The organism is Veillonella sp. 20925_1_51 (assembly GCF_041431445.1).
Taxonomy (GTDB): domain Bacteria; phylum Bacillota; class Negativicutes; order Veillonellales; family Veillonellaceae; genus Veillonella; species Veillonella nakazawae.
Genome location: NZ_JAPVXT010000004.1, coordinates 134,735 through 161,125 on the forward strand (window position 1 = coordinate 134,735; position 26,391 = coordinate 161,125).

General features: G+C 37.2%; 27 protein-coding genes and 3 tRNA genes. 25 read left to right on the forward strand and 5 right to left on the reverse strand.

What is annotated here, in order from left to right:
* Positions 1-4: 4 nt before the first annotated feature.
* The 4 genes from menB to O3607_RS05985 all read left to right on the forward strand — a co-directional run bounded on the left by menB (position 5) and on the right by O3607_RS05985 (position 3,912).
* Positions 5-847 carry a 1,4-dihydroxy-2-naphthoyl-CoA synthase gene (menB, locus tag O3607_RS05970; RefSeq protein ID WP_316066211.1) on the forward strand — a complete coding sequence of 281 codons (843 nt, stop codon included), beginning with the start codon at positions 5-7 and terminating at the stop codon, positions 845-847.
* Between the two features lie 146 nt (positions 848-993).
* Positions 994-2,379, forward strand: coding sequence for an o-succinylbenzoate--CoA ligase (menE, locus tag O3607_RS05975; RefSeq protein ID WP_371443552.1), 1,386 nt, complete (start codon positions 994-996; stop codon positions 2,377-2,379).
* A 7-nt stretch (positions 2,380-2,386) separates the two neighbouring features.
* Complete coding sequence (menC, locus tag O3607_RS05980) at positions 2,387-3,538, forward strand: o-succinylbenzoate synthase (RefSeq protein WP_371443553.1); 1,152 nt, start codon at positions 2,387-2,389, stop codon at positions 3,536-3,538.
* The gene (locus O3607_RS05985) at positions 3,535-3,912 is read left to right on the forward strand and encodes a PaaI family thioesterase (RefSeq protein ID WP_314096733.1); all 378 of its coding nucleotides are present in this window, start codon (positions 3,535-3,537) and stop codon (positions 3,910-3,912) included. Before menC ends, O3607_RS05985 begins: the two co-directional genes overlap by 4 nt.
* Positions 3,913-4,040: 128 nt before the next feature.
* Here O3607_RS05985 and O3607_RS05990 read toward each other — a convergent pair whose 3' ends face one another.
* Positions 4,041-4,658: a hypothetical protein gene (locus tag O3607_RS05990; RefSeq protein WP_371443554.1), complete on the reverse strand. Its 618-nt coding sequence runs from the start codon at positions 4,656-4,658 to the stop codon at positions 4,041-4,043.
* 258 nt (positions 4,659-4,916) lie between these two features.
* Between O3607_RS05990 and O3607_RS05995 the strand changes: the two genes are divergently transcribed.
* The 6 genes from O3607_RS05995 to O3607_RS06020 all read left to right on the forward strand — a co-directional run bounded on the left by O3607_RS05995 (position 4,917) and on the right by O3607_RS06020 (position 8,955).
* On the forward strand, positions 4,917-6,131 hold the full coding sequence (locus O3607_RS05995) for an inverse autotransporter beta domain-containing protein (RefSeq protein WP_227283578.1): 1,215 nt from the start codon (positions 4,917-4,919) through the stop codon (positions 6,129-6,131).
* A 374-nt stretch (positions 6,132-6,505) separates the two neighbouring features.
* Positions 6,506-6,581: transfer RNA gene (locus O3607_RS06000), tRNA-Asp, on the forward strand.
* A 21-nt stretch (positions 6,582-6,602) separates the two neighbouring features.
* Positions 6,603-6,678: transfer RNA gene (locus tag O3607_RS06005), tRNA-Phe, on the forward strand.
* 12 nt (positions 6,679-6,690) lie between these two features.
* Positions 6,691-6,776 (forward strand) — tRNA-Leu (locus tag O3607_RS06010).
* Between the two features lie 78 nt (positions 6,777-6,854).
* Positions 6,855-8,303 (forward strand): hypothetical protein, encoded by a 1,449-nt coding sequence (locus O3607_RS06015; protein WP_371443555.1) that lies wholly within the window; start codon positions 6,855-6,857, stop codon positions 8,301-8,303.
* 130 nt (positions 8,304-8,433) lie between these two features.
* Complete coding sequence (locus O3607_RS06020) at positions 8,434-8,955, forward strand: DUF4178 domain-containing protein (protein WP_178884496.1); 522 nt, start codon at positions 8,434-8,436, stop codon at positions 8,953-8,955.
* A 53-nt stretch (positions 8,956-9,008) separates the two neighbouring features.
* Here O3607_RS06020 and O3607_RS06025 read toward each other — a convergent pair whose 3' ends face one another.
* The gene (locus tag O3607_RS06025) at positions 9,009-10,382 is read right to left on the reverse strand and encodes an MFS transporter (protein ID WP_060924140.1); all 1,374 of its coding nucleotides are present in this window, start codon (positions 10,380-10,382) and stop codon (positions 9,009-9,011) included.
* A 528-nt stretch (positions 10,383-10,910) separates the two neighbouring features.
* Here O3607_RS06025 and relB point away from each other — a divergent pair.
* The 3 genes from relB to O3607_RS06040 are packed head-to-tail and all read left to right on the forward strand — an operon-like array spanning position 10,911 to position 11,611.
* Positions 10,911-11,132 carry a type II toxin-antitoxin system RelB family antitoxin gene (relB, locus tag O3607_RS06030; RefSeq protein ID WP_005387906.1) on the forward strand — a complete coding sequence of 74 codons (222 nt, stop codon included), beginning with the start codon at positions 10,911-10,913 and terminating at the stop codon, positions 11,130-11,132.
* Positions 11,122-11,388 (forward strand): type II toxin-antitoxin system RelE/ParE family toxin, encoded by a 267-nt coding sequence (locus tag O3607_RS06035; RefSeq protein WP_024066463.1) that lies wholly within the window; start codon positions 11,122-11,124, stop codon positions 11,386-11,388. The genes relB and O3607_RS06035 overlap by 11 nt, the downstream gene beginning before the upstream one ends.
* Positions 11,389-11,398: 10 nt before the next feature.
* Positions 11,399-11,611, forward strand: a complete 213-nt coding sequence (locus O3607_RS06040; RefSeq protein WP_024066462.1) for a hypothetical protein — start codon at positions 11,399-11,401, stop codon at positions 11,609-11,611.
* A 154-nt stretch (positions 11,612-11,765) separates the two neighbouring features.
* On the opposite strand, the gene O3607_RS06045 is transcribed toward O3607_RS06040, so the two are convergent.
* Positions 11,766-12,557, reverse strand: a complete 792-nt coding sequence (locus O3607_RS06045; protein ID WP_371443556.1) for a carbon-nitrogen family hydrolase — start codon at positions 12,555-12,557, stop codon at positions 11,766-11,768.
* Between the two features lie 318 nt (positions 12,558-12,875).
* Between O3607_RS06045 and O3607_RS06050 the strand changes: the two genes are divergently transcribed.
* From O3607_RS06050 to O3607_RS06105, 12 genes are all read left to right on the forward strand, one after another.
* Positions 12,876-13,679, forward strand: coding sequence for a polysaccharide deacetylase family protein (locus tag O3607_RS06050; RefSeq protein ID WP_024066460.1), 804 nt, complete (start codon positions 12,876-12,878; stop codon positions 13,677-13,679).
* Positions 13,680-13,690: 11 nt separating this feature from the next.
* The gene (locus O3607_RS06055) at positions 13,691-14,629 is read left to right on the forward strand and encodes a phosphodiester glycosidase family protein (protein WP_039969603.1); all 939 of its coding nucleotides are present in this window, start codon (positions 13,691-13,693) and stop codon (positions 14,627-14,629) included.
* 8 nt (positions 14,630-14,637) lie between these two features.
* Positions 14,638-15,579, forward strand: coding sequence for a hypothetical protein (locus O3607_RS06060; RefSeq protein WP_005387918.1), 942 nt, complete (start codon positions 14,638-14,640; stop codon positions 15,577-15,579).
* Between the two features lie 69 nt (positions 15,580-15,648).
* On the forward strand, positions 15,649-16,821 hold the full coding sequence (locus tag O3607_RS06065) for a glycosyltransferase family 9 protein (protein ID WP_371443557.1): 1,173 nt from the start codon (positions 15,649-15,651) through the stop codon (positions 16,819-16,821).
* A complete protein-coding gene (locus O3607_RS06070) occupies positions 16,808-17,134 on the forward strand; it encodes a hypothetical protein (protein ID WP_005387920.1) in 327 nt (108 codons plus the stop codon). The genes O3607_RS06065 and O3607_RS06070 overlap by 14 nt, the downstream gene beginning before the upstream one ends.
* A 529-nt stretch (positions 17,135-17,663) precedes the next feature.
* Positions 17,664-19,016 (forward strand): pyruvate carboxylase subunit B, encoded by a 1,353-nt coding sequence (locus O3607_RS06075; RefSeq protein ID WP_060924133.1) that lies wholly within the window; start codon positions 17,664-17,666, stop codon positions 19,014-19,016.
* Between the two features lie 321 nt (positions 19,017-19,337).
* On the forward strand, positions 19,338-20,678 hold the full coding sequence (locus O3607_RS06080) for a sensor histidine kinase KdpD (RefSeq protein ID WP_060924132.1): 1,341 nt from the start codon (positions 19,338-19,340) through the stop codon (positions 20,676-20,678).
* Complete coding sequence (locus tag O3607_RS06085) at positions 20,675-21,364, forward strand: response regulator transcription factor (RefSeq protein ID WP_005387927.1); 690 nt, start codon at positions 20,675-20,677, stop codon at positions 21,362-21,364. The genes O3607_RS06080 and O3607_RS06085 overlap by 4 nt, the downstream gene beginning before the upstream one ends.
* A 663-nt stretch (positions 21,365-22,027) precedes the next feature.
* Positions 22,028-23,122, forward strand: a complete 1,095-nt coding sequence (locus O3607_RS06090) for a S1C family serine protease (RefSeq protein WP_178884513.1) — start codon at positions 22,028-22,030, stop codon at positions 23,120-23,122.
* Positions 23,123-23,459: 337 nt separating this feature from the next.
* Complete coding sequence (locus tag O3607_RS06095; RefSeq protein WP_295200764.1) at positions 23,460-23,789, forward strand: PadR family transcriptional regulator; 330 nt, start codon at positions 23,460-23,462, stop codon at positions 23,787-23,789.
* Positions 23,776-24,351 carry a DUF1700 domain-containing protein gene (locus tag O3607_RS06100; protein WP_295200761.1) on the forward strand — a complete coding sequence of 192 codons (576 nt, stop codon included), beginning with the start codon at positions 23,776-23,778 and terminating at the stop codon, positions 24,349-24,351. The genes O3607_RS06095 and O3607_RS06100 overlap by 14 nt, the downstream gene beginning before the upstream one ends.
* A gap of 9 nt (positions 24,352-24,360) precedes the next feature.
* Positions 24,361-24,807, forward strand: coding sequence for a transcriptional regulator (locus O3607_RS06105; protein ID WP_129823790.1), 447 nt, complete (start codon positions 24,361-24,363; stop codon positions 24,805-24,807).
* Positions 24,808-24,997: 190 nt separating this feature from the next.
* On the opposite strand, the gene pyrE is transcribed toward O3607_RS06105, so the two are convergent.
* Both pyrE and pyrF read right to left on the reverse strand, forming a co-directional pair.
* Entirely contained in the window at positions 24,998-25,585 is a 588-nt protein-coding gene (pyrE, locus tag O3607_RS06110) for an orotate phosphoribosyltransferase (RefSeq protein ID WP_371443558.1), read from the reverse strand.
* Positions 25,582-26,301, reverse strand: a complete 720-nt coding sequence (gene pyrF / locus O3607_RS06115; protein ID WP_227283764.1) for an orotidine-5'-phosphate decarboxylase — start codon at positions 26,299-26,301, stop codon at positions 25,582-25,584. Before pyrF ends, pyrE begins: the two co-directional genes overlap by 4 nt.
* Between the last annotated feature and the right edge of the window lie 90 nt (positions 26,302-26,391).

Sequence of the window (26,391 nt, forward strand, 5' to 3'; positions counted from 1 at the left end):
GTCCATGAGCAAATTTGATTGGAAAGTATTGGATCGTAATTATGAAGATGTGATTTACGAAACATATAATGGTATTGCAAAGATTACTATAAATCGCCCACAGGTACGTAACGCGTTCCGTCCTAAAACTGTTATGGAGTTAATCGATGCTTTCACAGTAGCTCGTGAAGATAACGAAGTAGGCGTAATTGTATTGACTGGTGCAAACCACGGTCAAGGTGAAGATAAAGAAGCATTCTGCTCCGGTGGTGATCAAAGTGTACGCGGTCATGGTGGTTATGTAGGCGAAGACAATGTACCTCGTTTGAACGTTCTTGATTTGCAACGTTTAATTCGCGTTATCCCAAAACCTGTTATCGCTATGGTTAATGGTTTTGCTATTGGTGGCGGTCATGTGTTGCACATCGTATGTGACCTTACCATCGCTTCTGAAAATGCTAAATTCGGTCAAACAGGTCCTCGCGTAGGTTCCTTCGACGCTGGTTATGGTGCAGGCTACTTGGCTCGCATGATCGGTCATAAACGCGCACGCGAAGTATGGTTCCTTTGCCGTCAATACACAGCTGCTCAAGCTTATGAAATGGGCATGGTTAACTGTGTCGTACCATTCGACAAATTGGAAGAAGAAACAGTTCAATGGTGTAGCGAAATCCTTGAATTGTCCCCAATGGCATTGCGCATGTTGAAAGGTGCATTCAACGCCGATACTGATGGTCTTGCAGGCTTACAACAATTCGCAGGCGATGCAACATTGATGTACTACACAATCGATGAAGCAAAAGAAGGCCGTGATGCGTTCAAAGAAAAACGTAAACCGAACTTCAAACAATTCCCTAAATTCCCTTAATCGGAATAGAGGTACTAGTCTAGTACTAGGGATGGAATGTATTGTAAAAATGACAAGTGCGCCTCTATATGAGGCGCCTTTCTTGTAATATCTGTGATTATTAATCATTAATCATAAGGCATTATCTTTGGATACGAGGTGAGACGATGGAATGGTTACGGTATGGTGCACAGCACTATCCTGAACGCATATGTATAAACGAATATACCTATAACGATATATACCTTGGCGTACTCCATGTAGCTCGTAAATTAGAGCCCCTACAAGCCTCTCGCATAGCTATCTTATCGGATAACTCCGTGACGATGGCAATCTATGTATTGGCAACTATGCTAGCTCATAAAGAGGTACTATTACTTAATGTACATCTTAAGCCCAGTGAGATAGAAAACCAATTGAAACAATTAGGTATCACTACCGTATTACATAGTAAAGAACGGCGTAATCAACTGCCTAGTTCACTACGTGCCATTGAGTTTGAACCGCTAGAATCCATTCTGTCTAATCTGAATTTAGAGGACACTTTTGATTGGAACTTTGAGGCTACAGACATTGTAGCCATTATGAATACTAGTGCTACAACAGGTCAGTTTAAATCAGTACCCCTTCGATGGGGACAAATTAGAGCTCATGTACAAGCGTCTCAAGAGGTGTTAGGTAAAACCGAACAAGATAATTGGCTTATGGTATTACCTCTGTTCCATGTAAGTGGTTTATCTATCTTGATGCGTTCCCTTTATAATGGTACGGCAGTTACCATATTGCCTAAATACGATGAGATAAAGGTTTTAGAACTCATTGAATCTGAGAAAATCAATATGATGTCTCTCGTGCCTACAATTTTGACTCAATTAGAACCGAAGATTACACATCATACATTACGCGTTATTTTGCTAGGTGGCGAGTTTATTCCTATGGCTCTCATCGATGCTTGTGAAAAGAAATCGCTGCCAATTTACAAGACCTATGGCATGACGGAAACCTTTAGTCAAAGCGTTACATTCGCTGTATTGGATTACCCTCATAAACGAGATTCCGTAGGCAGACCATTACCAGGAATGCAGATTCGCATTGATAATCCTGATGCGGATGGAGTAGGGGAAATCCATTTGACAGGTCCCATGGTTATGACTGGGTATATCGACAAGGAGCCTATTAATGGCGATCTTAATACAGACGATATCGGCTATGTTGATGAAGATGGATTTGTATATATTCTGAATCGCCGCAAAGACATTATCATATCTGGTGGCGAAAATATTTATCCTAAGGAATTAGAGGATTTAGTCTACACATTGCCATCAGTCAAGGAATGTGCCGTTGTACCTGTACCTGATCCTAAATGGGGACAAGTACCAGCACTCTTTATGGCTTTTCACGATGGTGAAAGCATGACGTCTGATGAGATTCTATCCTTTATGACTAATTCTTTGGCGAAGTATAAAATTCCTAAATATGTAAAAATTTTACCTGCATTACCTCGTAATGGCACAGGTAAAATTGTGCGTAATGAACTACGTTTAGAAGATTGAGGCGCCTATGAATGATATTTTAAACTTTAAAAGTATAACTACATATCGTCTCAAGTTGCCAATGAAGTTTAACTTTAAAACCGCTAAGGGTGAGGTAAAGGAACGTGAGACCGTTGTCATTCGTATCGAGGACCAACAAGGTTATGTCGGTTATGGTGAGTGTGTAGCTTTCACAGACCCATTCTATACAGCGGAAACCGTAGATACATGTTGGAAAACATTAGTAGATGATTATATCTTTAATTTGCGCATGATGCGGCCTAAACCGCTTATGACCTATGTACGGCAGTTGCAGTTCTGGCTAAATCGAGATCATATGCCAATGACCATTGCGGCCTTAGAAAATGCCCTTATTAATCTTCATTGTGAGAGACTGGGTGTGAACTCTGTTTCTTATATTATGGGGCAGCCCTTACAAGATACCATTGAAAGTGGTGTTGTTATCGGTGATGTACCGATGGAACAATTGCTAGATGCCGTAGAAGCTCATGTGGCAAATGGTTGTAAGCGCATTAAAATAAAGGTAAATCCTATAGATGGCTATGAACGAATAAGTTTAATTCGCAAACACTATCCCCATTTAGTCTTGGCAGCCGATGCGAATCAAAGCTATTCTTATGATGATATTGATAAGGTCCGTCAATTTAACGATTTGAAGTTAGCTTGTATAGAAGAGCCTTTTGCTATAACAACGCTTCAATCCTATAAGGAGTGGAAGTGGGAACACCTCAATAACGATGATTGGCATATTGAAACGCCTATCTGTTTAGATGAATCTATATTGGGTTATGATGATTTATCCTATGCTATTGAATATGGTTTGATTGATGTACTTAATGTAAAAGTAGGCCGTATGGGAGGTCTCGTACCTACTAAAGCAGCTATTAATCTTTGTAGAGAATTCCATATTCCGTATTGGGTGGGGAGCATGGTAGAGTCGGGCATTTCTAAAATGTTGCACGCTCAACTAGCGGCTCTAGGTGATTCCTATATGGCAGGAGACCTATCTGATTCTAATAGATATTTTGAACGAGATCTCATCTATCCAGATTTAACATTTAAAGATGGGGTTATGCACGTCCCTGGTGGGGATGGACTAGGTGTAACCGTCTTTGATGATAGACTAGAAGCGTATTGTGTGGAGAAACGAACACTATGAATTTAATAGAATCCTTACAAATTGAAGCACCTCGTATGACGAGCGATACTACATGCATTGCAAAAATGAACTTAGGAGAATTCCACAAACAGCCTCAAGGCTATTTAAACGGTGGAGCCACCTTGGCATTTGCTGAAATCATTTCCGGCATGATGAGTAACGAACTCATTGGACCGGATAAATTTGGCGTAGGTCAATCCATTACGGCCAACCACTTGCGCCCTGTACGATGTGAAGGGGCTTTAACAGCTCACGGCACATTACTGGTAAAAGGGAAAACATCCCATGTGTGGCGCTTTGATATGATAGACGATGCAGAGCGACTTATTTCCCAAGTAACCGTAACACTGGCTATTGTGGACTTTGATCGGTAATAGAATAGGTAATAAGCAATAGATAATAGGCAATGATAAAAGGACAGTACATACTATTTTAGTATCTACTGTCCTTTTTAGATTTTGTATAAATTAATAGTTGCTTATTATTTATTACTTTTTATTTGCTATTTACGAGTCACTGTATATAAGTCTTCCATGTCTGGAATATCGTAAATAACCCATGTGCCATCACCTAAGTGACGCATTAAAACTCGGATATCTTTTGTCATGGTTTTTTTATTATTTTGGATTGTTACTGTTACGGTAGCTGTATCTCCATCGTCTTCAGATTTAATGTTTTTAACCTCTACATCATGCGCTTTGAAGAGACGGCCATCCACAAGGCGATCGACCATGGACATGTTGTCATCACTTTGAGCCGTATTACTAGTGTCTGTTGTAGCTGGCTGAGATTTAAAGCTATCTGGATCTTCGATATATTTTCGCATCACATCTTCAATTAAAGATGGACCAAATGTTTTAGCTGCTGCAATAGTAGCTTTGCCAAATGGATTGGATGTATCTATATATTTATTGCCTTCCCGTTCTAATATATTTTTTACAATAGATTTCGTATCTATATGACGTAAGGCTTCATCTGCATCTTTATCTTGTACGGCTTGATGGATAATTTTTAGCGTATAAGCTGGTGTGTGGGGAATGTACCACATGAAATACCACGCAGCTGCTAAGGCACCAACAATAGCAATAATTAAGATGGTTATAAGTGATTTTGATTTCATTGTATTGCTCCAAAGTATTTTATATTACATTCTTATTATTTATATAATATATATTTATTTTATCATAGTCAAAGGTCCTTCACTATAATTATTAATTAGTGATACTTAAAATAATAGAACTTTCAAATATATGCACTAATAAACTATAAAGAATATATATGCTGTAAAGTGGATAAGATATATTATTGCTTTAGTTGACTAAAGGATATATAATAAAAGTATCTTTCATGAAATTTTCATATAAAAGAGGGGTAGATTATGGTTAGTAAAAGGGTTATTATCAAATCTTTAGTATGCACGGCTTTAACGTGTAGCTTTGCTACATGCGCATTAGCAGCAGATAAGGATAATGGGGAAAATGTTCAATCAAGCTGGATGGATCGTACGGATATAGGTATTGGTTTCAAAGGGACTCAGGAAGATTCTTATCATGATTATGCAATGCCTAATAAACAAATGACCGATAATAATCTAAGCTATGATTCACGATTTCATTACCGGAATCATAACTCTAAGCAGAAAATGAACTCAAAGTATTTTATAGAAACATTACAACCCATAAAACAATATGGTAAAGATGGAAAATCCGTGGTGTTTGTACAAGGTCGCTTAGATGGTAATGGTGGCGAAAAAGTTTCCACTACTACATATTGGAATGGGTCGGACGCAGATCTTGGAAGAATTGACGGTCAAGGAAGTTATATTGATAAAGGTGAAGTAGTAGAACATGATACTCTTGGTGTTGTCGGTACTGCTGGTATTGGCTATCGTCGTCTTAGTACACATGAGCATGCCTACGTCGGTGCCAATGTATTCTATGACTATGCTTTTAAGAATAAATTTTCTCGTATTAGTGCAGGATTAGAATATGTAGCTGGTCTAAATACGATTAGTGTCAATGTATACCATGGACTATCAGAAAAAAAGGTGGGACCTTATGACATTAACACACCTTTGCGTCAAGTACCACGGGCAATAGATTTCCATGATAGCCTTAGTACACCACCTGATGGTATTCGTAGAACACCCCGATATTCTTATGAACATGTATTGGATGGCTTTGATATACGGTATACACGAGATTATAAGAATGCTCGTTGGCTATCTAGTTATGTGGAAGGATATCATTGGAAAACAAAAGCACCAGGAGAACATCCAACAGAGATGTTCTATATTGACCAACATAAGTGGCAATCCATACATGGGCTAAAGGTAGGCGCTAAAATGAATGTGACGCCTCATATCTCTGTAGACTTAGGAATTGGTAAAAGTAACATTAGTTCTGTAGAACCTTATGTATCTGTTATGTATACTTTAGGTAAGTCTAGATATGCGTACTTTGGTGGTAAACATAGTGAAAATGCGATGACTTCGGCACGTTCTAAGATGTTTGATAAGGTTAAACGCAGTGATATGAAGGTTGAGTATTATTGGGAACAAGACTTGCGTGATGGTCCTTGGGATCATTTATAATTAGTATCATATCTGTAGAAATACTATATAATAATTAATTTAGTATAGTTATATTTGAATTGGCACCTAAAGTTCCCTTGTAGAATTTTAGGTGCCAATTTTATTATTATCCTTAAGCTGGTTCGTGACAAAGTCACAAATCAGAAAAGCATCCGTTTTATAGGTGATGGTGATTTTAATTTCTATGATTATAGGCATAATTTGAAGTATATTCAAGCATACTGAAAATAAATGGCTAATATTTGCGATTTTTAGTAGATAGTTCTAAATTTCACATATTTTAGAAAAATTCATCAAAAAATTAGAAAAAAGTACTTGCAATAGTAGGTTACCTCATGTTAATATATACGAGTAGTCAACGAGAGTTGATACGCGGCCCCGTGGTGTAGCGGTTAACATGTCGCCCTGTCACGGCGAAGATCGTCAGTTCAAATCTGATCGGGGTCGCCATTTTTTTTTACAAAAAAACGTGCCTCGGTAGCTCAGTTGGTAGAGCAACGGACTGAAAATCCGTGTGTCGACAGTTCGATTCTGTCCTGAGGCACCATTTGTATTCCATGCGGTTGTGGTGGAATGGCAGACACGCCATCTTGAGGGGGTGGTGAGCGTACGCTCGTGAGGGTTCAAGTCCCTCCAACCGCACCAAAATATAAGGACCTACAGTTTGCTGTAGGTCCTTTTTACTATGACTTTAAAAGTTGTAGGTATATATAGGAGAGAGAAATGAATAAAAAATATTTTGTATTGATGCTGCTTTCACTAGCATTATCTAGTCAGTTTAGTTTAGCGGCAACAGTGGACGGAGTAAACCCCAATACCAGTGCTGAACTGAAAAATAATGCAAAGTCAAATCAGCCTGTACAAACTAAAGCTCCTGTGAAATTAGATTTTATTGAGATTATTCCTGGTGCTTTTAAAGCTGTTATAAGGGATAAATCTATAAATCCAAAAAAGCTTTCAATTGAAGATGAAATTACATTAGAACGGAAGGAGAAGGAGCACGCTTCTCAGCGATTAAAAATATCAGAAAAAACTGATTTTGGTAGTGAATACAAAACGTTTGATCCACTTTATAATGATAAGGATGAACAAGCACTAAAAGAAATTAAAAACTATAATACTGAATCAACACGTAATCAAGGTTATTTTATTGGTGGTCGAGAAAAACCTTTACGCATCGTGAGCCCATATATGAAAAAGAATGGTCAAGGAGAGATTAAGCTAACAAATCCCATTAATACTAAAGATTATAGGACGCGTGCTGATCGGGATAAAGCAAATGAAAAGGCAATTCGAGAGTATTTAGATCAAAATAAAGGGCATGATTTATTTACCGTTCGCTCTAAACAGGAAATAAAAGAGTCACTAGAGAGCCTTTTGAAACCTATAGAATTAATTGAGTATCCTATCAATAATCCCAAAGATTATAAAATGATGCCTATGATTCCTGGTTTCCCAAAGAAAATACCTGGTTTTGCAAAAAATATTCATATGCATAGTAATCCAAGTTTTTTTCAAGGCAGGGCTTACATACAACTTACATTTGGAGGTACACCGGAACAATTAAAGCCATATATTGATGAAGCACGTTCTAACTCTAAAGTGGTTATTTTAAAATCTGATTTATCCCATGTGTATGTTAAACAATTTATTGATTCGAAGATGGACTATGCAGATTCCCTATCTGCATTAATCCCAAGGTCGATACTGACTGTAAAGAATACAACTGTGCCGATGGGTAAATTTATACAAGAGCGACAAGACCATCCAATTGATAAATTTGTAGATGAAATATATGAGTTAGAAAATCAAGTGCTAGCAGAATTTAATAAGGTACAGATTGCAGATGAAGACAAAAGTGCAAAGTATAAGAGATATTTTGAAACTCGTAAACGAATAGAAGATGCGCGAGATGCATTAAAGCCTAAACAAGATTATGAAAATAAGCGTGCCAAAGATAAAGTGTATCCAACTTATACTGAAAAAGAAAATCGAAAGCTTCAGCAACAATATTTGCATAGATTGTCATATAATGAAGATTCAGTAGAAATACCTGATAATTATGTATTATATGTATTTGATTTTGGTGGCAGTTGGAATCATCCCTATTCTTTAGGTGCTGCAGTCAGTCCAGATAGTAACTATATCATTTATTTCTGCCAACAAGGTTGATTGTAAAAATAAAAGGTAGCAACAATATATGTTGCTACCTTTTTACTATATCCATATTGGCAGAATTTCATATTATATGTACAATCATAGTAATTAATAATTTAAATTGTTTTGAGAATGAGAGTGTTTTATGAAATTTAACTATGGTGATACATTGCGTATCCGAAATGAGTTATATACGATCCTAGGCAAAATTCGTTACATTGATACTCATAGGAAAATTTGGTATAAGTATAAGTTGGTTAAACATAAGAATAATGCTGAGTTTTGGATCAGTTGGAATGAAAAACATGATGTATATCAGTTTACAAAGTTATGTGGCAAAGTAATACCATCTGATATGAACGTAGTTCATCGAAGTTATCAGATGGCAATAGGTACAAGAGGGGATATAGATATGGATATAGATATTGGTGCTTTCTCTCGTTATGAAGAGTATGAAGATGATAATGGCACTCATATACTTACTATTGAAAAACGGACTCATACGACAGAGTATTCCAAAGGTGTTTATGTTGATAAAAAATATGTGTTGCTTGAAAGCAATGCAGAGATAACTAAGGCTATTCTAGATAAAATGGATACTGTTAAGAAGGTGAGATTCATAGGGCCAATTATTTGGTTTTTGGCAAATTTCTTTAAGAATAAATAAAAGGTAGCAACAATATATGTTGCTACCTTTTGGTTTGCTCTAGAATTTAGTTGTTAGCTGTTTGCTTCAGCTGGTTGTAATTGTTCAAGTTCTGCTTCTTTAGCATCTAATTCTTTTGCGCCAAAGTGTGCAAGTACACAGAATGTAACACAAAGAACACATGCTACCAACAAGAGATAGAAACCTGCATTCCAACCAAATTTATCTGCTAACACACCGAATAGTGTTGTACCAAGGTTGGCACCGACGATGTAACTCATGAAGCCGCGAAGACCAACGGCAGAGCCTACAGCGAATGGAGGTACAATATCCATAGTTTGTACAGATGCTAAGAATTGAGGAATGTAGATTAAGCAACCTACGACAGCAGCAAAGAATGTAACCCATAATAGGGATTCACTTTGCCAATAGCCAAAGATACAGAAGAAGATAATACTTACTGCAATGATTGCTGGTGGCATACGATAACCTTTAAAGAATTTATCGGAAATATAACCTGCAAAAATTGTAGAAGGAATGGCTGCCCATTCGAAGAATAAGAATGCGATGGACATTTCTGCTTTAGAGAAGCCTTTTACTTGTAATAAGTAAATAGGCAACCATGTAAGCATACCGAAACGAATCATGTAAACGAATGTATCAACTAGAGACACATACCAAGCATTTTTATTTTTTAATACATATTGTACAAAAATTTGTCTTGTGCTTAGGTGAGGTGCTTCTGCACTTCTATGTGCTTTATGAGCTGTATCGGCAATGATTTCACTAGTTGGTGGTAAGCCTTCTCGTTCTGGACTTTCTTTAATCAAGAAGCCAATAATAACAGCTACTACAATCGCAATAATTGCAGGAATACCGTAGCTGCCTAATTGCCAGTGATCAGTAGTGGTGAAGTATAACGCAGCAGCTACGATTGGTGCTACGATACCGCCACCAAGATTATGGGAGATATTCCAAATTGCCCCAAAGCGACCACGTTCTTGTTTTGGATACCATTTAGCGAGTGTGATGAAGGATGGGCCTACACCAAAGCCTTGGAAAAAACCATTAAGAACTACTAATACTAAGAAGAAAGCGAGGCTGTCGGCAAAGCTCATAAAAATATTGATTATTGCACAGCAAATAAGACCGAAAGCCATAAATTTTGCAGGGCTAGCTTTGTCAGCAAGACTACTCATGAAGCCTTTACTTAGACCGTAGGCGATAAGCATACCACTAGATAGCAAACCGATTTCCGTTTTGCTCATGTGTAAGATATCTGATAAAAAATGAGTTGATAAGGCAAAGTTGTTACGAACGATATAGTACGCAGCGTAACCAATAAATATACCGGCTAGAGATTGAAATCTATATTTGTAATATAAATTCATAATCATATTCTGTGGAACCGATGGTTTTGCCTCTTTTGGTTGTAGAAATGAAAACATAGTTATTACCTTTCTTTCATAATAACCAAATTCTAGTGCACTGCTAATAATACCATTTATAGACGATTTATGTAAATGATTAATGGTAGTAAATTAAGCGTTGATGTCATAAAATTTATTAATATTACAATTTATATAAATCTTTTGCAAGTATTTATTGGCAAATAAAGAAGATAAAATTTTTATAAAATATTGACAAAGTTATTTTATAATTGTATATTAAAGGTGACATACTGGCGTGTCGTTAAAGGGATTTAGAGAGAGTTAGCCAGACTGACATACGATATAGTTCGAGAGTAACTATATACATAAAAAGGCATGCCGCTGAGAGACGAGAGAAGGGTGGTGTGCCTTTTTTGTATGCCTAATTTGCGTAATTAAATCTATAGTATTATGTATCCATAAATCATTTTTATTCTCTAATTTTTTAAATATAAAATTTTATTAAAATGCAGCTGTTTGTGAGTTTAAGGAATAGACTAAAACCTCCTTATGTAATACAATGTATTACATAAGGAGGTGCTTTATATGGCAAATATTTCAGTCCGTTTAAATGAACAAGAAGAAGAGTTATTTAAAACATATGCCGAGTTTATGGATGAAACACTTTCTACTCTCTTTAAGAAGGCTTTACTAGAAAAGATTGAAGATGAATTTGATCTTAAGGTAGGTCAAAAAGCATTAGCAGAATATAAGCAAGATCCTGTTACTTATTCTGTGGCGGAAATGCGTGCAAAATATGGCTTATAAACTTGAGTTCTCTAAACGATTTGACAAGCAATTTTCTAAACTCGATAAATCAACACAACGTTATCTCTTTAATTGGCTTATCAAGAACGTAGATAATGTAGAAAATCCTAGATATTCAGGAAAATCACTAACAGGTAATAAGACAGGGCTGTGGCGTTATCGCATGGGTAATTATAGAGTGATAGCTGATATTAATGACGGTAGATGTGTTATTTTAGCCTTAGAAGTGGGGCACAGAAAAGATATTTACAAATAGAGGATATACTATGAAATACTTACGTCGTGAACTTAATCAAGTAGAAAAAGAATATTTAAAACAATTTGGACAAGACTCTTTAAACCGTGTCGTTCTACACGATCCAAATACAAAGGATAAACAAGAAGTACAAGATACGATTGATATTCTAAAAGACGCTATGGCAAAAAATAAACCTCTAGAACAAGTTCCAGAAGATATGTGGAAACTTATTGAGTTTTAAAGTATGGCCGTTAATCCAGAACAAACTAGAGTCATCTATTTCTTACATACAGCTCAATAAAAATAAAAGGCACATTGTTTTATGCGCAGACCATCTATATATGTATTATTTAAGATGGTAGTTAAAACAATGTGCCTTCATAATGTATTTTTTGTTATAGGTTGTAGAGTTCAGGTTTGCGATCTCTAAAGATATTAATTTTGTTACGAATGTCTTCGACTACAGCGAGGTCGATGTCTATGGAAGCAATGCCTTCGTTAGTGTCCATTTCGAGTAGGTTGGTACCCCATGGAGCATAGACGGCAGAGTGACCTGTACTTTGAACGCGACCTACTGTGCCGCAGCCGTTTACGGCACAGACAAAGAATTGGTTTTCTATGGCTCGTACTTCATTGAGTACTTGCCAATGACGTAAACGCATCGTAGGCCATTGAGCAGGCACAAATAATAATTCTGTACTTGGCAATGCAGCCATTCTTACGAGCTCAGGAAAACGAATATCATAACAGATGACAGTACTGCAAGGGATTCCGTCTAGCTCGAAATGTGTAGTATGAGTACCGCTAGCAAAGTATTTGTCTTCTTTGGCAGGGCTAAAGCCATGCATTTTGGAATATTCACCTACGAGGGAACCTTCACGATTGTATGCATAAGATGTATTGAATACTAGATCATCTTTTGCTACAGCCACAGATCCGCCTACGATATTCACCTTGTGTTCTTTTGCAAAGGCGGTGAGCAATGATTTTGTTCTTTCCCCATTTCTGTCGGCAATCGTAATTAAATCATCTGATGGGTGAAAGCCTGTGTTCCAAGTTTCAGGTAAAACAATAATATCAGGATTTTCTGTAAGTGATTGAGTGAGTAACTCTTGAACGCGATTGTAGTTATATTCTACGTCGTTTACGTGGACATCCATTTGTATGAGAGTAAGACGTTTTTTCATGGTAAATCCTCTGTGTATTTAAATAGTATAGTTTACGCTATAATAGTATATAATTAGAATATTAAAGCATTATTGAGAGTATTACAATATGACAATGATAATAGTTTAAATACTATTCTTTTGTAGGAATGGATAGAATGGATTTAGATAGTACTAGATGTACAGGTAATCATTGGCATAGGTATTCTAGATGAGCCTGTGTATCCTAGACCTAGAAAATCGATTAATGAGGTACTAGTAAAGCGTTAGTTTTTTACTAATCTTCATAGAAATGTTATAATATTCTGTATATAATTGTGTTCTGATAGAGGAGGACCTATGAAACGGATTCCGTTAGTAACACTATTGGTTGTGGCCTTGGCAATGCTGGTGGCAGGTTGTGGATTGCTTTCACAAAAAACAGAGCCCACTAGTTCAGCGCCACCAGTAAAAGAAGTCAAAATGGTACATCCATCAGGTATTCCTGTTCTTATGTATCATAAAATTGGCGACGATAAAGATAATGATGCGGTTATTCGAGAGGATTTATTCAGAGAACAAATGAAGTTCCTCAAAGATAATGGCTATAATCCACTAACGATGGATCAACTATATGACTATGTCGTAAATGGTGCAGCAGTACCTGAAAAACCAGTTGTATTAACCTTCGATGATGGCTATGCTGATACGTATTCTATCGTATATCCAATCATGAAAGAGTATGGTTTTGCAGCCACTGTGTTTATCAATCCTGGCGATGTAGGCACTCGGTTAACTTGGGATCAAATTCGTGAAATGCATAAGAATGGTATCACCATTTCTAATCATGGGTTCCAACATATCGAAATGGGACAATTGTCTGAAGCTAAACAAATAGAAAATATTACAAAGGCTCAAGAAGCCCTCGCGAAAGAAGTAGGTATCAAGGATAATCCTTGGTTCTGTTACCCTTATGGAGATAAAAATGAATTCACCGATGCTGCCACTAAAAAAGCGGGCATTAAAATGAGTATGGCCATGAAATCTGGCTGGGCTCATACAGGTGATAATCCATATAATATTTTGCGTGTTTGGGTAGGTAATGCGGTAGACATCAAGCATTTTGAAGAACGCATTAGCACTGAACATTTCACTGATTTATAAGGAGAAATACATTGTTCAAAAAGAATTGGGTAAAGTTCATCATCATGGTGTTCCTATTTACCGTTGTAACCTCACCATTCGTGGTGCTCTTTGGACCATTTAATAATGTAAAGCGCGCCGTTATTGGTGCCATATTGCAATCTCGCCATCCTCATTACATTACGTGGCTATTCAGTGAAGATGAATTGCAATCTATTTTGGGCACTGTTGGTGTTGTTAAAAGCCAAGATCTATTCAAGTTTAATGCTCGTGAAGATAAGAGTTTAAACCTTGAAAAAATTCAGTCTGCTCGTTATGTAGGCTATATTCTTGAAATTCCAGATCCTCGTCGTATTGAAGTCGGTACAGCTGCTAATATTCAAGAAAAAGGCGATACTACAAGTAATATTGCGAAGATGAATAATGCGGTAGCTGCTATTAACGGTGGTGGTTTCCACGATCCTAATGGTACTGGTACAGGCCGTTTGCCATATGGCTTTATCTTGCATGATGGTGAATATGTTATCGGTAAAGATGTAGGCCCTGAAGAAGCGGTAGACTTTGTAGGCTTCTCTAAATCTGGTAACCTTATTGCAGGTAACTATGACAAAACACAACTTGGTGATATGAAAGCCATGGAAGGTATTACCTTTGGCCCACCTCTTATCGTAGATGGTAAGAAGATGATTACTGAAGGCGATGGCGGCTGGGGCGTAGGTCCACGTACTGCTATCGGTCAAAAGAAAGATGGTACAGTACTATTCCTCGTAATTGATGGTCGTCAACCAGGTTATTCTCTTGGCGCTACATTACGTGACGTACAAGATATTCTCTATGAAAAAGGTTGCTATATTGCAGCGAATTTAGATGGTGGTTCTAGTTCTACACTATACCTCAATGGTAAAGTAGTAAACAAACCAGCCGATTTGTTAGGGGAACGCATGATCCCAACGGCGTTTATCGTGAAATAGGAGGACACATGAAACCTTTTACGCGTGTACTGAGCGCCTTTGCGGTAGGTATTCTTCTGCAAGGTGGGGTGTACCTATACCTTGATCAATATATGTTTGCACCGACTACGGATTTTAATGTGGCTGGTGCTTCAAAGGATGATACTAAGAACTTTCCTGATGTAAAGGAAGGAACTAAATATGTATCTTATGACCGTCAGTTCATGGCGGTTGTTACTGAAAGCTCTTTAAAAATTTATAAGGCTAATGAAAGCAAGCCTACCACAATAGATTTGAAGGGCCGCTCTATTAGTTACTTTAGTTGGATGCCTGACCGTAACTATGCCATCATGGGGCTATATGATTCTAGAGAGGTTGTTATGGCTCGTCTCAATGCGGATGATCCTGAACATGAAGTAGATACTAAACTTGAAGATTTGCCTCGTAACAGTAAAATCGTAGATGCTGCGTATTCTGAAGCGACAAACGTTGTTTACATGAAGGTAAAGGTTCAAGAACACGCATATCGCATTTATCGTACTGATGCTAACTATGATACGCGTCGCGTTTATATGCAAGCTACAGATATTGGTCATATTGGCGTATTCTATGATGAAGATAGATTCTTCTATGATAATGCCAAGACTGGGGATATCTTCATGTTTAATGGTATTGAAGGTGGTTGGCGTGTTATCAACCCACCAGGACGATTCCGCTTAATCGGTGTTGATATGGATAAAACTATCTATATTGCTCGTGTTGATGAGGATAATAATGCCTTAACTGTTTACACTGGTAAACTCGGTGTAGGCTTCAAACCAGTTTATAAATACAATCATCCAACAACATTCAATGAATTAACATTGTCTGATGTAAAAACTATCATTAAGGATGGTAGTGACGAAACTACGAAGGTAACAGAAGATGATACATCTTCTAAATCTTCTAGTGATAGCAAAAAGAAATCTTAAGAAAAAGCCTTTATAATGATTCATTATAAAGGCTTTATTCCTATACTAGTTTCTACTAAAAGGATATATATGAATATATTATTTGTACGACTCAGCTACATAGGCGATATACTACATGCTACACCTGCAGCACGCTGGATTAAAGAGCACTATCCAGAGGCAAAGATCCATTGGATTGTAACACCTAGTATGGTAGAACTTTTAAAGAACAATCCCTATGTAGATGAAATCATTCCATGGGAACGGGATGAATACGAAGCACATTCTAAAAAACTACATATTCTAACGATGTGGCGCATGTGGTGGGAACTTAGAGATAAGTTGAAACCATATAAATTTGATGTGGCTGTGGATGTACAAGGGCGACTAATAACAGGGCTCGTTTTATTAGCATCAGGTGCACCTATTCGCCTTGGCCTTGGTGGTACAAAAGAACTAAATTGGCTGTTTACAAACTACAAAGTAAAGCCAAGTACGGATCATGTTATTAAGCGATATATAGAGGTAGCAGAATTACTGAATACTGCCGTTACAGAGCATAGTGACCTAAATGTATCCAGTGCTGTTTCTGAGGATAATGTAAAACCTTGTATAGCAAATGGGGTAACTGGTAAAAAGCTATACCACATGGACTTTTTTGTGCCACCTAATTTGCATGTTTGGGCAGAAGAACAGTGGAAATCAATTAGTTATGACACATTTTTGGAGCGTAGCGAAGTAGAAAAGCCACTACGCGTAGGTCTTGTGTTAGGCACGTCCTGGGCGACGAAAGAGTGGCCTCAAGAGAAATGGTATTCTCTTATTAAATCCCTTCAGTATAGAGCTAATTTTGTTTGTTTAGGTGGTCCAAAGGAGGCTACTCAATACAAACCATTAATGGATTCCTTAACAGCTGATGGCCTTGATAAAATTATGCTAAATATGCTGGGGAAAACTACACTTCAAGAGGTAGGGGCTTTAATTGAAAGTTGCGATGTAGTAGTGACTGCTGATACAGGATCATTACATATTGCATTGGCTTTAAATAAACCAGTAGTAGCATTATTTGGCCCTACGGATCCTAAACTGTGGGGTCCATTAACGGGAAACTTTAAGGTTCTTGTTAATGATGAGTTAGAATGCTTAGGTTGTCGTAAACGACGTTGTCCTAAGCCTGATCAATATTGTATGTCTGGTATTGACTCAGTACGCGTGAAAAAGGCGATTTTCGAATTGATAGGAGATAAACATGGCAAAGTTTAAAATTCAAAAAGGTTTATCCGATGCGGATATGATGAAAAACTTTAAAGATACTGAAAATTTTGAAGATACTATGCTAGATATGGAACGTTCTGCAAAGAAACCTGTAGTACATCAAAGTCCAAAACAAAAGGAAGATGCATTTTATCGTGAATTCCTTACAGATAAGGTAGAAACATTAATTGGTAAAATGTTGCTCGACATTAAGATGGAATACTTTAAAGAAGGGGAAGGAGACTTCTCTATCCAAGTCAAAAGAGATGGTAAAAATATTGTTCTTGAAACAGCACCTAAAAAGGTAAAACCTGAAAAATAATATGATAAAGAGCATTTAGTAAAAGAATCTACCTATAAAAGGTAGGTTCTTTTGTATATTTATAAACTATAGAAATACGGGGGTTATTATCAATAAAATTGATAAGGTTATAAGTGTACCGATGATTGTCGAATTACTAGATTTATAAATACCGATATACTTTGAAAGCTTATAAATAATAACTAAAAATTATTACGAAATAAATTTTTGTTTCTCATTAAAAAGAGCAATTAATAAGACGAAGATTTGATTAAAAATACACGTTAAACTCTAGCTTTTTAGCACTTTATTGTGAGTTCCATCACGAAAAAATCATAAAAGAATACATGAAATCATGAGTAAATTGCATAATGTGGTTGTTGACAAAGAATTCTATAAGTAGTCTAATATAAGTATGTCTTAACGATTTGTAGAGTATTTGCCTGTGTGAGCAAGTTCTACAAAAATCGTAAAAAAATAGGTATGAGATAGTTGTGTGGTGGATGTATAAAATTACATACACAAAACTATTTCGATTTGGAGGATTAACATGGCTAAAAAATTAAGAATCTGCGAAACCGTTCTTCGTGACGGTCATCAATCTATTTTGGCAACACGCATGCGTTATGAACAAATGGAACCAGTGCTTGGCCTTTTAGATGAAATTGGTTATGAAGCTCTTGAATGTTGGGGCGGCGCTACTTATGATAGCTGTCTTCGTTTCTTGAATGAAGATCCATGGGAACGCCTTCGCAAATTAAAAGCTAATGTAAAAAATACACCACTACAAATGTTACTTCGTGGCCAAAACTTGTTGGGCTACAAACATTACTCTGATGATGTAGTGGAAGCATTCTGTAAAGCTGCTGTAAAAAATGGTATTGACCGTATTCGTATCTTCGACGCATTGAATGACCCTCGCAACATGGAAGCTGCTATTAAGTACTCCAAAAAAGCAGGTGCACACGTTCAATCCGCTATGGTATACACAATCTCCCCAGTTCATACAACTGAAAGCTTCTTGAAAGTAGCTGAAACATTGGTAGAAATGGGTACTGATTCCCTTTGTATCAAAGATATGTCCGGTTTGTTAGGACCTGCTGATGCATATGATTTGGTTTCCACATTCAAAAAACGTTTTGGTGAATTGCCAATCGACTTGCACAGCCATTTCACTTGCGGTCTTGCAAGCACTACATACTGGGAAGCTGCTAAAGCTGGCGTAGATATCATCGATACTGCTATCTCTCCATTCGCTCATGCAACTAGCCAACCAGCTACTGAAACTATGATCGAAATGTTCAAAGGTACTGAATGGGATCTTGGTCTTGACCTTGATAAATACATTCCATTAGTTGACCACTTCCGTAAAGTAAAACAACAAATCGCTGAAGAATTCAACTTGAAACCAGCTAGCGATGTAATTCCAGCTGTTCGTCGTTACCAAATTCCTGGCGGTATGTTGTCCAATACTCAAAACCAATTGAACGAAATGGGTATGGGCGATCGCTTCTTCGACGTTATGGATGAAATGCCACGCGTTCGTGAAGACTTGGGTTACCCTCCATTGGTAACTCCAACATCCCAAATCGTTGGTACAATGGCTATGATGAACGTTATGATGGGCGACCGTTACAAAATGGTTCCTAACGAAGTTAAAGACCTTGTACGCGGTAAATATGGTGCGTTGCCTGGTAAAATTTCTGACGAAATTCGTCACACTATCATTGGTGATGAAGAACCAATCACTTGCCGTCCAGCAGATCTTATCGAACCTGAATTGGAAGGTTACCGTCAAGATTTAGCTTCCAAAGGCTACAATGGTATCACTGACGAAGACGTATTGACTTACGCTATGTTCCCAGAAGTTGCTATTAACTTCTTCGATGCAAATCGTCGTTAATTCAAATATTAAAAGAGGATTCCTTAGGAATCCTCTTTTTTATGTTTAAAAAGTATTCATCAGCTCTTGTGTCTGATGTCCTAAAAACTACTCATATCATATTAGAATTAATTACCCGGATGCGTGTAGATTGTATTTGAAATTAAAAAACACTAGATAATAAAAGACATATAGAACACACGTAATAACGGCTAATTATAAACTGACAATGAAGAAAATATGAAGGTTAAATCACTTTTTTACGCTTTTTACTTGCTTTAAGTATTAAAAATAGCGTAAACTATAAGAAGTATCTAATATTTATGATATTGAGGTAACCCTGTGAATTTACAAATACGGATTTGGATATCCAATGTTGTGCTCTTTGTAGTGCCTATTTTGATAGCAATTATCTTATTTTTGCTATACTTTACAGGTCTGCGCATATTGGCTAATGCCGGTTACTATTTGCGTATTGAGCAGGAACAACAGTTTAAAAGTGTCAGTCGAATCACTGAAACAATTACCTTTTATGGTTTAGAAAACAACTTAATAGATAGCTTAGTAAAGCCTAGCTATAGTCTACTTGATCCAAAGGAAGTATATGTAGAGGTACTAGATCAAGGTAATATGGTGTACAGTTATGGTAATCCTCAAATCTATAGCGCTTCTGCTATTGTTGGTCTTATTGATGTAAACCCCGAATTACAAGGTATTGTATACCAGTCCAATAATACATTTGTCTATGAAATGCGGAAATACGATGGGCGTCATGCTTACGTATATCATATTGCTATAAAGCGCGCTACTCATGGTAGTGATAGCTTAATGGAATCTGTATCCTTCTACATAATCATAGTTGCTATATTGCTGTTTATTGTTACATTTTTTGCTATTAACCGATTTGTTACACGCTTTATCATGATTCATGTTAAGAATATGACAAAATCCTTAGAAATGGCTAATCGTCAAATTGAAATGGAACAGGAGCAACAAAAAGAGTTACTAGCAGGGATATCCCATGATATTCGAACGCCGTTAACAGCTATTAAAGCGTATGCAGAAGGTGTTCGCGATGGTATTGCACCAACAGAAGAACAACAAAAACGCTACATGGGAATTATCTTAAAACGAGCTAATGATTTAGATTCGATGTTAGAGGAGTTATTCCTCATTACAACTTTGAATTATAAAAAAGAGTCGCGTCCATCTGAACGAATTGAACTCGGTCAATATGTACGTGATTTTGTAGAAGATCATTTGGCTCCTTATCAAACAAGAGGTCTAGAAATTAAATTCCGTATAGCAGCGGAAAATGCTTTCATTAATGCAAACCCACAATTGTTACAACGTGTGTTACAAAATGTGTTGAACAATAGTGCTAAGTATAAAATGGCCGATGTTGGTCATTGTGTTATTGATGTAACTAGTGATGATGATTTTGTATACTGTGTTATCAGTGATGATGGCCCAGGGGTACCACCAGAATCGCTAGAACGTCTAATGCGTCCATTCTACCGTGTAGATTCATCTCGTACGAATCCACAAGAAGGTAGTGGTCTTGGATTGTCGATTATTCGTCGAATTATGGAAATCTTTGAGGGCCGAGTTGTGATTGAAAATGTAAGACCACATGGTCTACGTATTATATTAGAATTTCCTAAACAAGGAGAAGAATCATGAGTGAACATATCTTAATTATTGAAGACGATTTGGATATCGCCAATATTGAGCGTGATTATTTGATGGTGGCAGGTTATGATGTAACTATTATGACTAATGGTACTGAGGGTATTGAGGCTGCCTTAAATACTCCTGTAGATCTTATCATCCTTGATGTTATGTTGCCAGAAATGGATGGTTTTGAAGTTTGCCGCCAAATTCGTGACAAGGTTCGTGTACCAATTGTTATGGTAACAGCTCGTCTCGATGATATCGATAAAATCCGTGGTCTCGGCGTAGGTGCTGATGACTATATTGAAAAACCATTCTCTCCATCTGTATTGATTGCAAAAATTAAAGCTATGTTGGCACAATATAAACGCTTAACAGAGCGCGATGCAATGGAAACCAATGCGATTCAATCTGGAGAAATCCGTCTTGATCCTAAGATGATGAAAGTTTGGGTAAACGAAAAAGAAGTTCACCTTAAAAAGAAAGAATTCCAGTTATTAGAATTCTTGATGCGCAATCGTGATATCGTATTTAGTAAAGAAGAATTATACTCTCGCGTGTGGGGCCTTGATTCCTATGGTGATTATGCAACTGTAGCGGTTCATATCAACCGTTTACGTGAAGAAATTGAAGATAATCCATCCGATAGTAAGCACATCATTACTGTATGGGGCGTTGGTTATAAATTTGTTTGATAACTGAAATCACTTTCATATTACGCTCACGTTTTTGGTGGCTGTTGATAAAATATGAGTTTATAGGAAGTTATTATATAGATATAATCAAAGATTTAAAAATTGTTTATATACTTCCTTTGATAGTTTAGATATTCCATGTATACTTATCTAAGTAAGGCTGACTTTTGATTCTAGATAAGAAACAACTAAACTTCTCTCTCTTAATAAGTTCTCTCTCAACTTATCTAGATCACATATACTCTCTCTCAACAGTCCTTACACTCTCAAACTATATGCATAAAGGGCATTCCTAGCGACGGCTAGTGAATGCCCTTTATGTTTTATATGGTACATTTTTATATAGATATGTTTTTATGTAATTTCTCTACAGTTGAATCGCATTGAAATTCGATTTGCTCTTAACGTATTACAAGATACATATTATTTATAGAAATTATATTTTTATAATAGATGTAATAAATTGTTATCTTGCAATGTAATGTCTTGCGTACTATAATAGGTTCATCAAAAATTGATTTTATAAAATTGATTTTGGTGAAAGTAGATATATACTGCTATATTACATTGTTGTTACAGTGTGTATTCGATTGCGATTGGCAGTTTATATGATAAGGAACATAACACTAAGAAATCATTAAGAGATGATATAAGGAGATATGCATGAATTTTTCAAAATATAAGAAATCAATTATTGCCTGTGTGCTAGCTCTTGGTATTGGTGTAGGTGGTGGATACTATTTCTTTGGTAATCCTGTTACACATCAAACAACTGTGAAGGAGCAAACTAAACAAACTAAACCTATTACAGATACACGTAATACATACGTAGTTCAAGCGGCAAAAGAATCTGGCCCAGCTGTAGTGGGGATTACCACTCAAGTTTTCCAAAAGGATATTTTTAACCGTACTATCTATGCTGGAGAGGGTGTAGGCTCTGGTGTATTGATTGATAATGATGGACATATCGTAACAAATAATCACGTTGTAGCTGGTGCTAAAAATGGAGAGGTTACAGTTTCCTTGTCCAATGGATCTACCGTCACAGGTACAGTTATCGGTACAGATGCCCAAACAGACTTAGCTGTTGTTAAAATCGATCCACCAAAGGATATTCAACCTATAAAAATTGGTGACTCTGATTCCTTGCAAGTAGGGGAACCGGCTATCGCCATTGGTAATCCTTTAGGCCTAGAGTTTAAAGGCTCTGTTACATCTGGTGTAATCAGTGCCTTAGCACGTACTATTGATGATCAAGGGCAACGCTTCCCGTTGATTCAAACAGATGCAGCTATTAATCCAGGTAACTCTGGTGGTGCTCTCATCAATGCGGATGGAGAGTTAATTGGTATTAATAGCTCTAAGATTTCTAAAGAAGGTGTGGAAGGTATGGGATTTGCCATTCCTATTAATTCCGCTATGACCGTTGTAGACTCTATTATTAAAAATGGTAAGGTTGTACGTCCTTATATTGGTGTATGGGCTGTAGATCGTCAAACAGCAGCACGTAACAATGTAAGCTATGAAGGGGAAGGTCTTCTTATTGTCCAACTTGATGCGAATGGTCCTGCTGCAAAGGCTGGTTTAGTAGAAGGCGATACAATTGCTCAAATTGATGGCAAGAATATTAGTACATTGTTAGAATTAAAAGAGCAAATTGACGCTAAGAGCCCTGGTGATACAGTTTTGGTATCTTATACTCACAATGGCAAAATGAAGAGTACACAGCTTAAATTAGGCCAAGCAACTTCAAAATAAATAGCTGATGTTAGAGTAAATAGATTATTTTAAAATCAATGAAAAATCCTCATCCGTTGGATGGGGATTTTTATGTTGTAGCCGAAGTATGTGTGATACATATAGGGTGACATTAGTAAAATTAGAAAAAATTAAGATAGTTTTTGTTTTATAAAAGCAGATATTATCAGTGTTTATAGGTCGTTAAAAGCGTGGATTTATATTTTGCAAAATATATTTTTAACAAGGTACCTTGCATTACGATGTACCTTGTGTTATTATGTATTTGTCAGTACATGATAGTGACCGTAAGAGAGCTTTCACATTGGCAGGTAGGCACAACCTAAAGGGAGGAACTATGCAAGTTCAATTAAAAAAAGGTGTTATGGATATGCTTGTGCTAGCACTATTAACACAAAGTGATCGCTATGGATATGAAATCGTAAGCACCATTTCCGAATATATTGAAATTTCGGAAGGAACGATATATCCATTATTTAATAGATTAAAGAAAGAAAAGTATGTTGAGACCTATTTGAAGGAGTCCTCTACAGGACCATCTCGAAAATATTATCACATCACGGCAGATGGCCGTACAGCATACAATCAGATGCGCCAAGAATGGGATGAATTTTCTGGCGTCATCAATATCCTGTTGAGAGGAGTCGACTATAATGGACAAAAATAGTTTTTTAGAAGCACTGCGCAATATATTCAAAAAGGCGCGCGTTGCTGATGTAGAGAGTATTATAGAGGTTTATGAAGAACACTTTGCTGTAGGCTATGAAAAAGGTCTTACAGATAGTGAAATTATTAAATCTTTGGGAACTCCAGAGGAAATCTATACATCTTATGTAGATGCAGGCATTATTACAGATACATTAGGCCAAGATGGTGGTGCCGGTAAATCTGTAAATATGCAAGAAATCTATGCTCGCTTTGATGACTACAAAGAACGTTTATTACCACAATTACCAGGTATGGCTAAAAAAGCATCCAAAACATTGGTATCTATTGGAAGTGGTTTGTCATATATTGTAGGGGTTTTACTATTTATTATTACACCTGCCATCTTATATTTACTCGGAAGCTCATGGCAACCGTTTGAGAATGTAACGGCATTTCCTGCATTATCATTGGTAACTTTAGTTGCACTTGGTGGTGTAGGTCTCTTTGGGGGCCTTACATGTATCTTTATTGGTATTGAACTTCGTGGTGTACGCGAACGTTATTTCAGCAATGTAGATTAAGGAGGACCTATGAGACGAATTATAATTGCTGCCATTCTAACTGTAATCAGTGCTGTAGGGGTAGGCACATCCTTTGCTGTAAATGATTTACCAAATTTTGGTGAATGGATGAAAACCAATGAACAACAGTTTAGAAAACCACATAGACATGATGGTTCTAATATGCATATGGACCAACATATGATGGATGGAAATAATCAAATGATGCCTCAAGATGGTATGGGGCCAAATAATGGTCAACATATGTACCAAAATTGTCAAAACCAAATGATACCTCAAGATGGTATGGGGCCAAATAATGGTCAACATATGTATCAAAATGGGCAAATGCCTCCGCAAGGTCAAATAGGGCAACAAGGTCAACCTGGCCAAATGCCTCAAGGGGGGCAACCAAATGGTAATGCGCCTCAACCACCTGTGGAACAAGGTGCACCACAGACTACTCAAAATCAATAGTATTCTATTGATTCTTTTCTCTCACAACACTTTTAGAGTGCGTGGTCATGAAAGTGCATTCATGGCCACCGTAGAGCCATACACTCTACGTGATACATTCGTATCAGAATCTCTCTCTTACACACAATAACTACACACAAACAAAAAGAGCTCCTCAGTGAAGGAGCTCTTTTTGTATCTGTTTATAATTTTATTTAATGTGTTTAGAACCACGTTCTGTCATAGCTACGCCATCTTTACAAAGAGGGCATTCTTCCTGTTTATATGTAGGAACTTCGAGGTTAAGCAATGCTTGTACTTTTTCATGAGGTACGCCGAATTCTGCTTTACCACCAGAGCGGTTAACAAGCAAACCTACACCTACGATTTCACCACCGGCTTGGTTTACAACATTTACTACTTCTTGTACAGAACCACCAGTAGTTACGATGTCTTCAACGATAAGTACGCGTGTGCCTGGCTCAATTTTAAAGCCACGGCGCAATGTCATAACACCTTTTTCGCGTTCTGTGAAAATTGCACGTGTGCCAAGTGCTTTACCCACTTCGTGAGCTAGTAAGATGCCACCAGTCATAGGGCCAATAACAAGCTCAACGTTTTGATCACGGAAGCGTTCAGCTAATTCTTTACAAAGTGCTTCTGTATATTTTGGATGTTGCAATACATTGAATTTTTCAACGTACATTGGGCTGTGGAGTCCAGATGTCAAAAGGAAGTGACCTTCTAAAATAGCTTGAGTGTCGATCAATAATTGTTTTGCTTCTTGTTCTGTCATCATTTGGATACATTCTCCATTTCTTCAATAATTAAACGAACTGCTTCACGAGGATTTTCAGCTTGTGTAATAGGACGGCCGATAACGAGGCGAGATGCGCCATCTTGTAATGCGCTAGCAGGAGTAGCAACGCGTTTTTGGTCGTCTGTTGTTGCAAAGGAAGGACGAATACCAGGTGTTACGATGAGGAAATCATCGCCACATGCTTCGCGAATCATTTTAGCTTCTAAGGCGGAGCACACAACACCATCCATCCCACAATCTTTAGCGAGCTTAGCAAGGCGAATTACTTGGTCGGAAATAGGTAGTTGGCCACCGATAGCAGTCCAAGATTCATCGTCGAAACTAGTTAGAGCAGTGATAGCCAATAATTTTGGTCGCTCAACGCCTAGTGTTTCACCGCTTTCACGAGCTGCCTCTACAGCGGCTTTCATCATGACAGGGCCACCTTGACCATGCAAAGTGATTAAACTAGCGCCGAGACGTGTTAAGGAAGAAACTCCATGGGCTACGGTGTTTGGAATGTCGTGCAATTTCAAATCAAGAAATATTTGTTTGTTTTGCTCTTGTAAAAAGCGAATTGTTTTTGCTCCTTCGGCGTAGAATAGCTCCATTCCGACCTTGTAAAAGCTAACCGAATCACCGAGGGATAATACGATTTCTTTTACAGCATCCATCGTGGATACGTCAAGGGCAACGATTAATCTGTCATCTGCCATGTTGCAACCTCCATACTACATATATATCTAAATAATTTTCACATACAGAGGGCCCATCTGTCAATTAAAATTGATGTGAAAGCGGTGACT

Coding starts and splice junctions, on each gene's coding strand:
- menB (WP_316066211.1), top strand. CDS start 5: ATGAGCAAATTTGATTGGAAAGTATTGGATCGTAATTATGAAGATGTG.
- menE (WP_371443552.1), top strand. CDS start 994: ATGGAATGGTTACGGTATGGTGCACAGCACTATCCTGAACGCATATGT.
- menC (WP_371443553.1), top strand. CDS start 2,387: ATGAATGATATTTTAAACTTTAAAAGTATAACTACATATCGTCTCAAG.
- O3607_RS05985 (WP_314096733.1), top strand. CDS start 3,535: ATGAATTTAATAGAATCCTTACAAATTGAAGCACCTCGTATGACGAGC.
- O3607_RS05990 (WP_371443554.1), bottom strand. CDS start 4,658: ATGAAATCAAAATCACTTATAACCATCTTAATTATTGCTATTGTTGGT.
- O3607_RS05995 (WP_227283578.1), top strand. CDS start 4,917: ATGGTTAGTAAAAGGGTTATTATCAAATCTTTAGTATGCACGGCTTTA.
- O3607_RS06015 (WP_371443555.1), top strand. CDS start 6,855: ATGAATAAAAAATATTTTGTATTGATGCTGCTTTCACTAGCATTATCT.
- O3607_RS06020 (WP_178884496.1), top strand. CDS start 8,434: ATGAAATTTAACTATGGTGATACATTGCGTATCCGAAATGAGTTATAT.
- O3607_RS06025 (WP_060924140.1), bottom strand. CDS start 10,382: ATGTTTTCATTTCTACAACCAAAAGAGGCAAAACCATCGGTTCCACAG.
- relB (WP_005387906.1), top strand. CDS start 10,911: ATGGCAAATATTTCAGTCCGTTTAAATGAACAAGAAGAAGAGTTATTT.
- O3607_RS06035 (WP_024066463.1), top strand. CDS start 11,122: ATGGCTTATAAACTTGAGTTCTCTAAACGATTTGACAAGCAATTTTCT.
- O3607_RS06040 (WP_024066462.1), top strand. CDS start 11,399: ATGAAATACTTACGTCGTGAACTTAATCAAGTAGAAAAAGAATATTTA.
- O3607_RS06045 (WP_371443556.1), bottom strand. CDS start 12,557: ATGAAAAAACGTCTTACTCTCATACAAATGGATGTCCACGTAAACGAC.
- O3607_RS06050 (WP_024066460.1), top strand. CDS start 12,876: ATGAAACGGATTCCGTTAGTAACACTATTGGTTGTGGCCTTGGCAATG.
- O3607_RS06060 (WP_005387918.1), top strand. CDS start 14,638: ATGAAACCTTTTACGCGTGTACTGAGCGCCTTTGCGGTAGGTATTCTT.
- O3607_RS06065 (WP_371443557.1), top strand. CDS start 15,649: ATGAATATATTATTTGTACGACTCAGCTACATAGGCGATATACTACAT.
- O3607_RS06070 (WP_005387920.1), top strand. CDS start 16,808: ATGGCAAAGTTTAAAATTCAAAAAGGTTTATCCGATGCGGATATGATG.
- O3607_RS06075 (WP_060924133.1), top strand. CDS start 17,664: ATGGCTAAAAAATTAAGAATCTGCGAAACCGTTCTTCGTGACGGTCAT.
- O3607_RS06085 (WP_005387927.1), top strand. CDS start 20,675: ATGAGTGAACATATCTTAATTATTGAAGACGATTTGGATATCGCCAAT.
- O3607_RS06090 (WP_178884513.1), top strand. CDS start 22,028: ATGAATTTTTCAAAATATAAGAAATCAATTATTGCCTGTGTGCTAGCT.
- O3607_RS06095 (WP_295200764.1), top strand. CDS start 23,460: ATGCAAGTTCAATTAAAAAAAGGTGTTATGGATATGCTTGTGCTAGCA.
- O3607_RS06100 (WP_295200761.1), top strand. CDS start 23,776: ATGGACAAAAATAGTTTTTTAGAAGCACTGCGCAATATATTCAAAAAG.
- O3607_RS06105 (WP_129823790.1), top strand. CDS start 24,361: ATGAGACGAATTATAATTGCTGCCATTCTAACTGTAATCAGTGCTGTA.
- pyrE (WP_371443558.1), bottom strand. CDS start 25,585: ATGATGACAGAACAAGAAGCAAAACAATTATTGATCGACACTCAAGCT.
- pyrF (WP_227283764.1), bottom strand. CDS start 26,301: ATGGCAGATGACAGATTAATCGTTGCCCTTGACGTATCCACGATGGAT.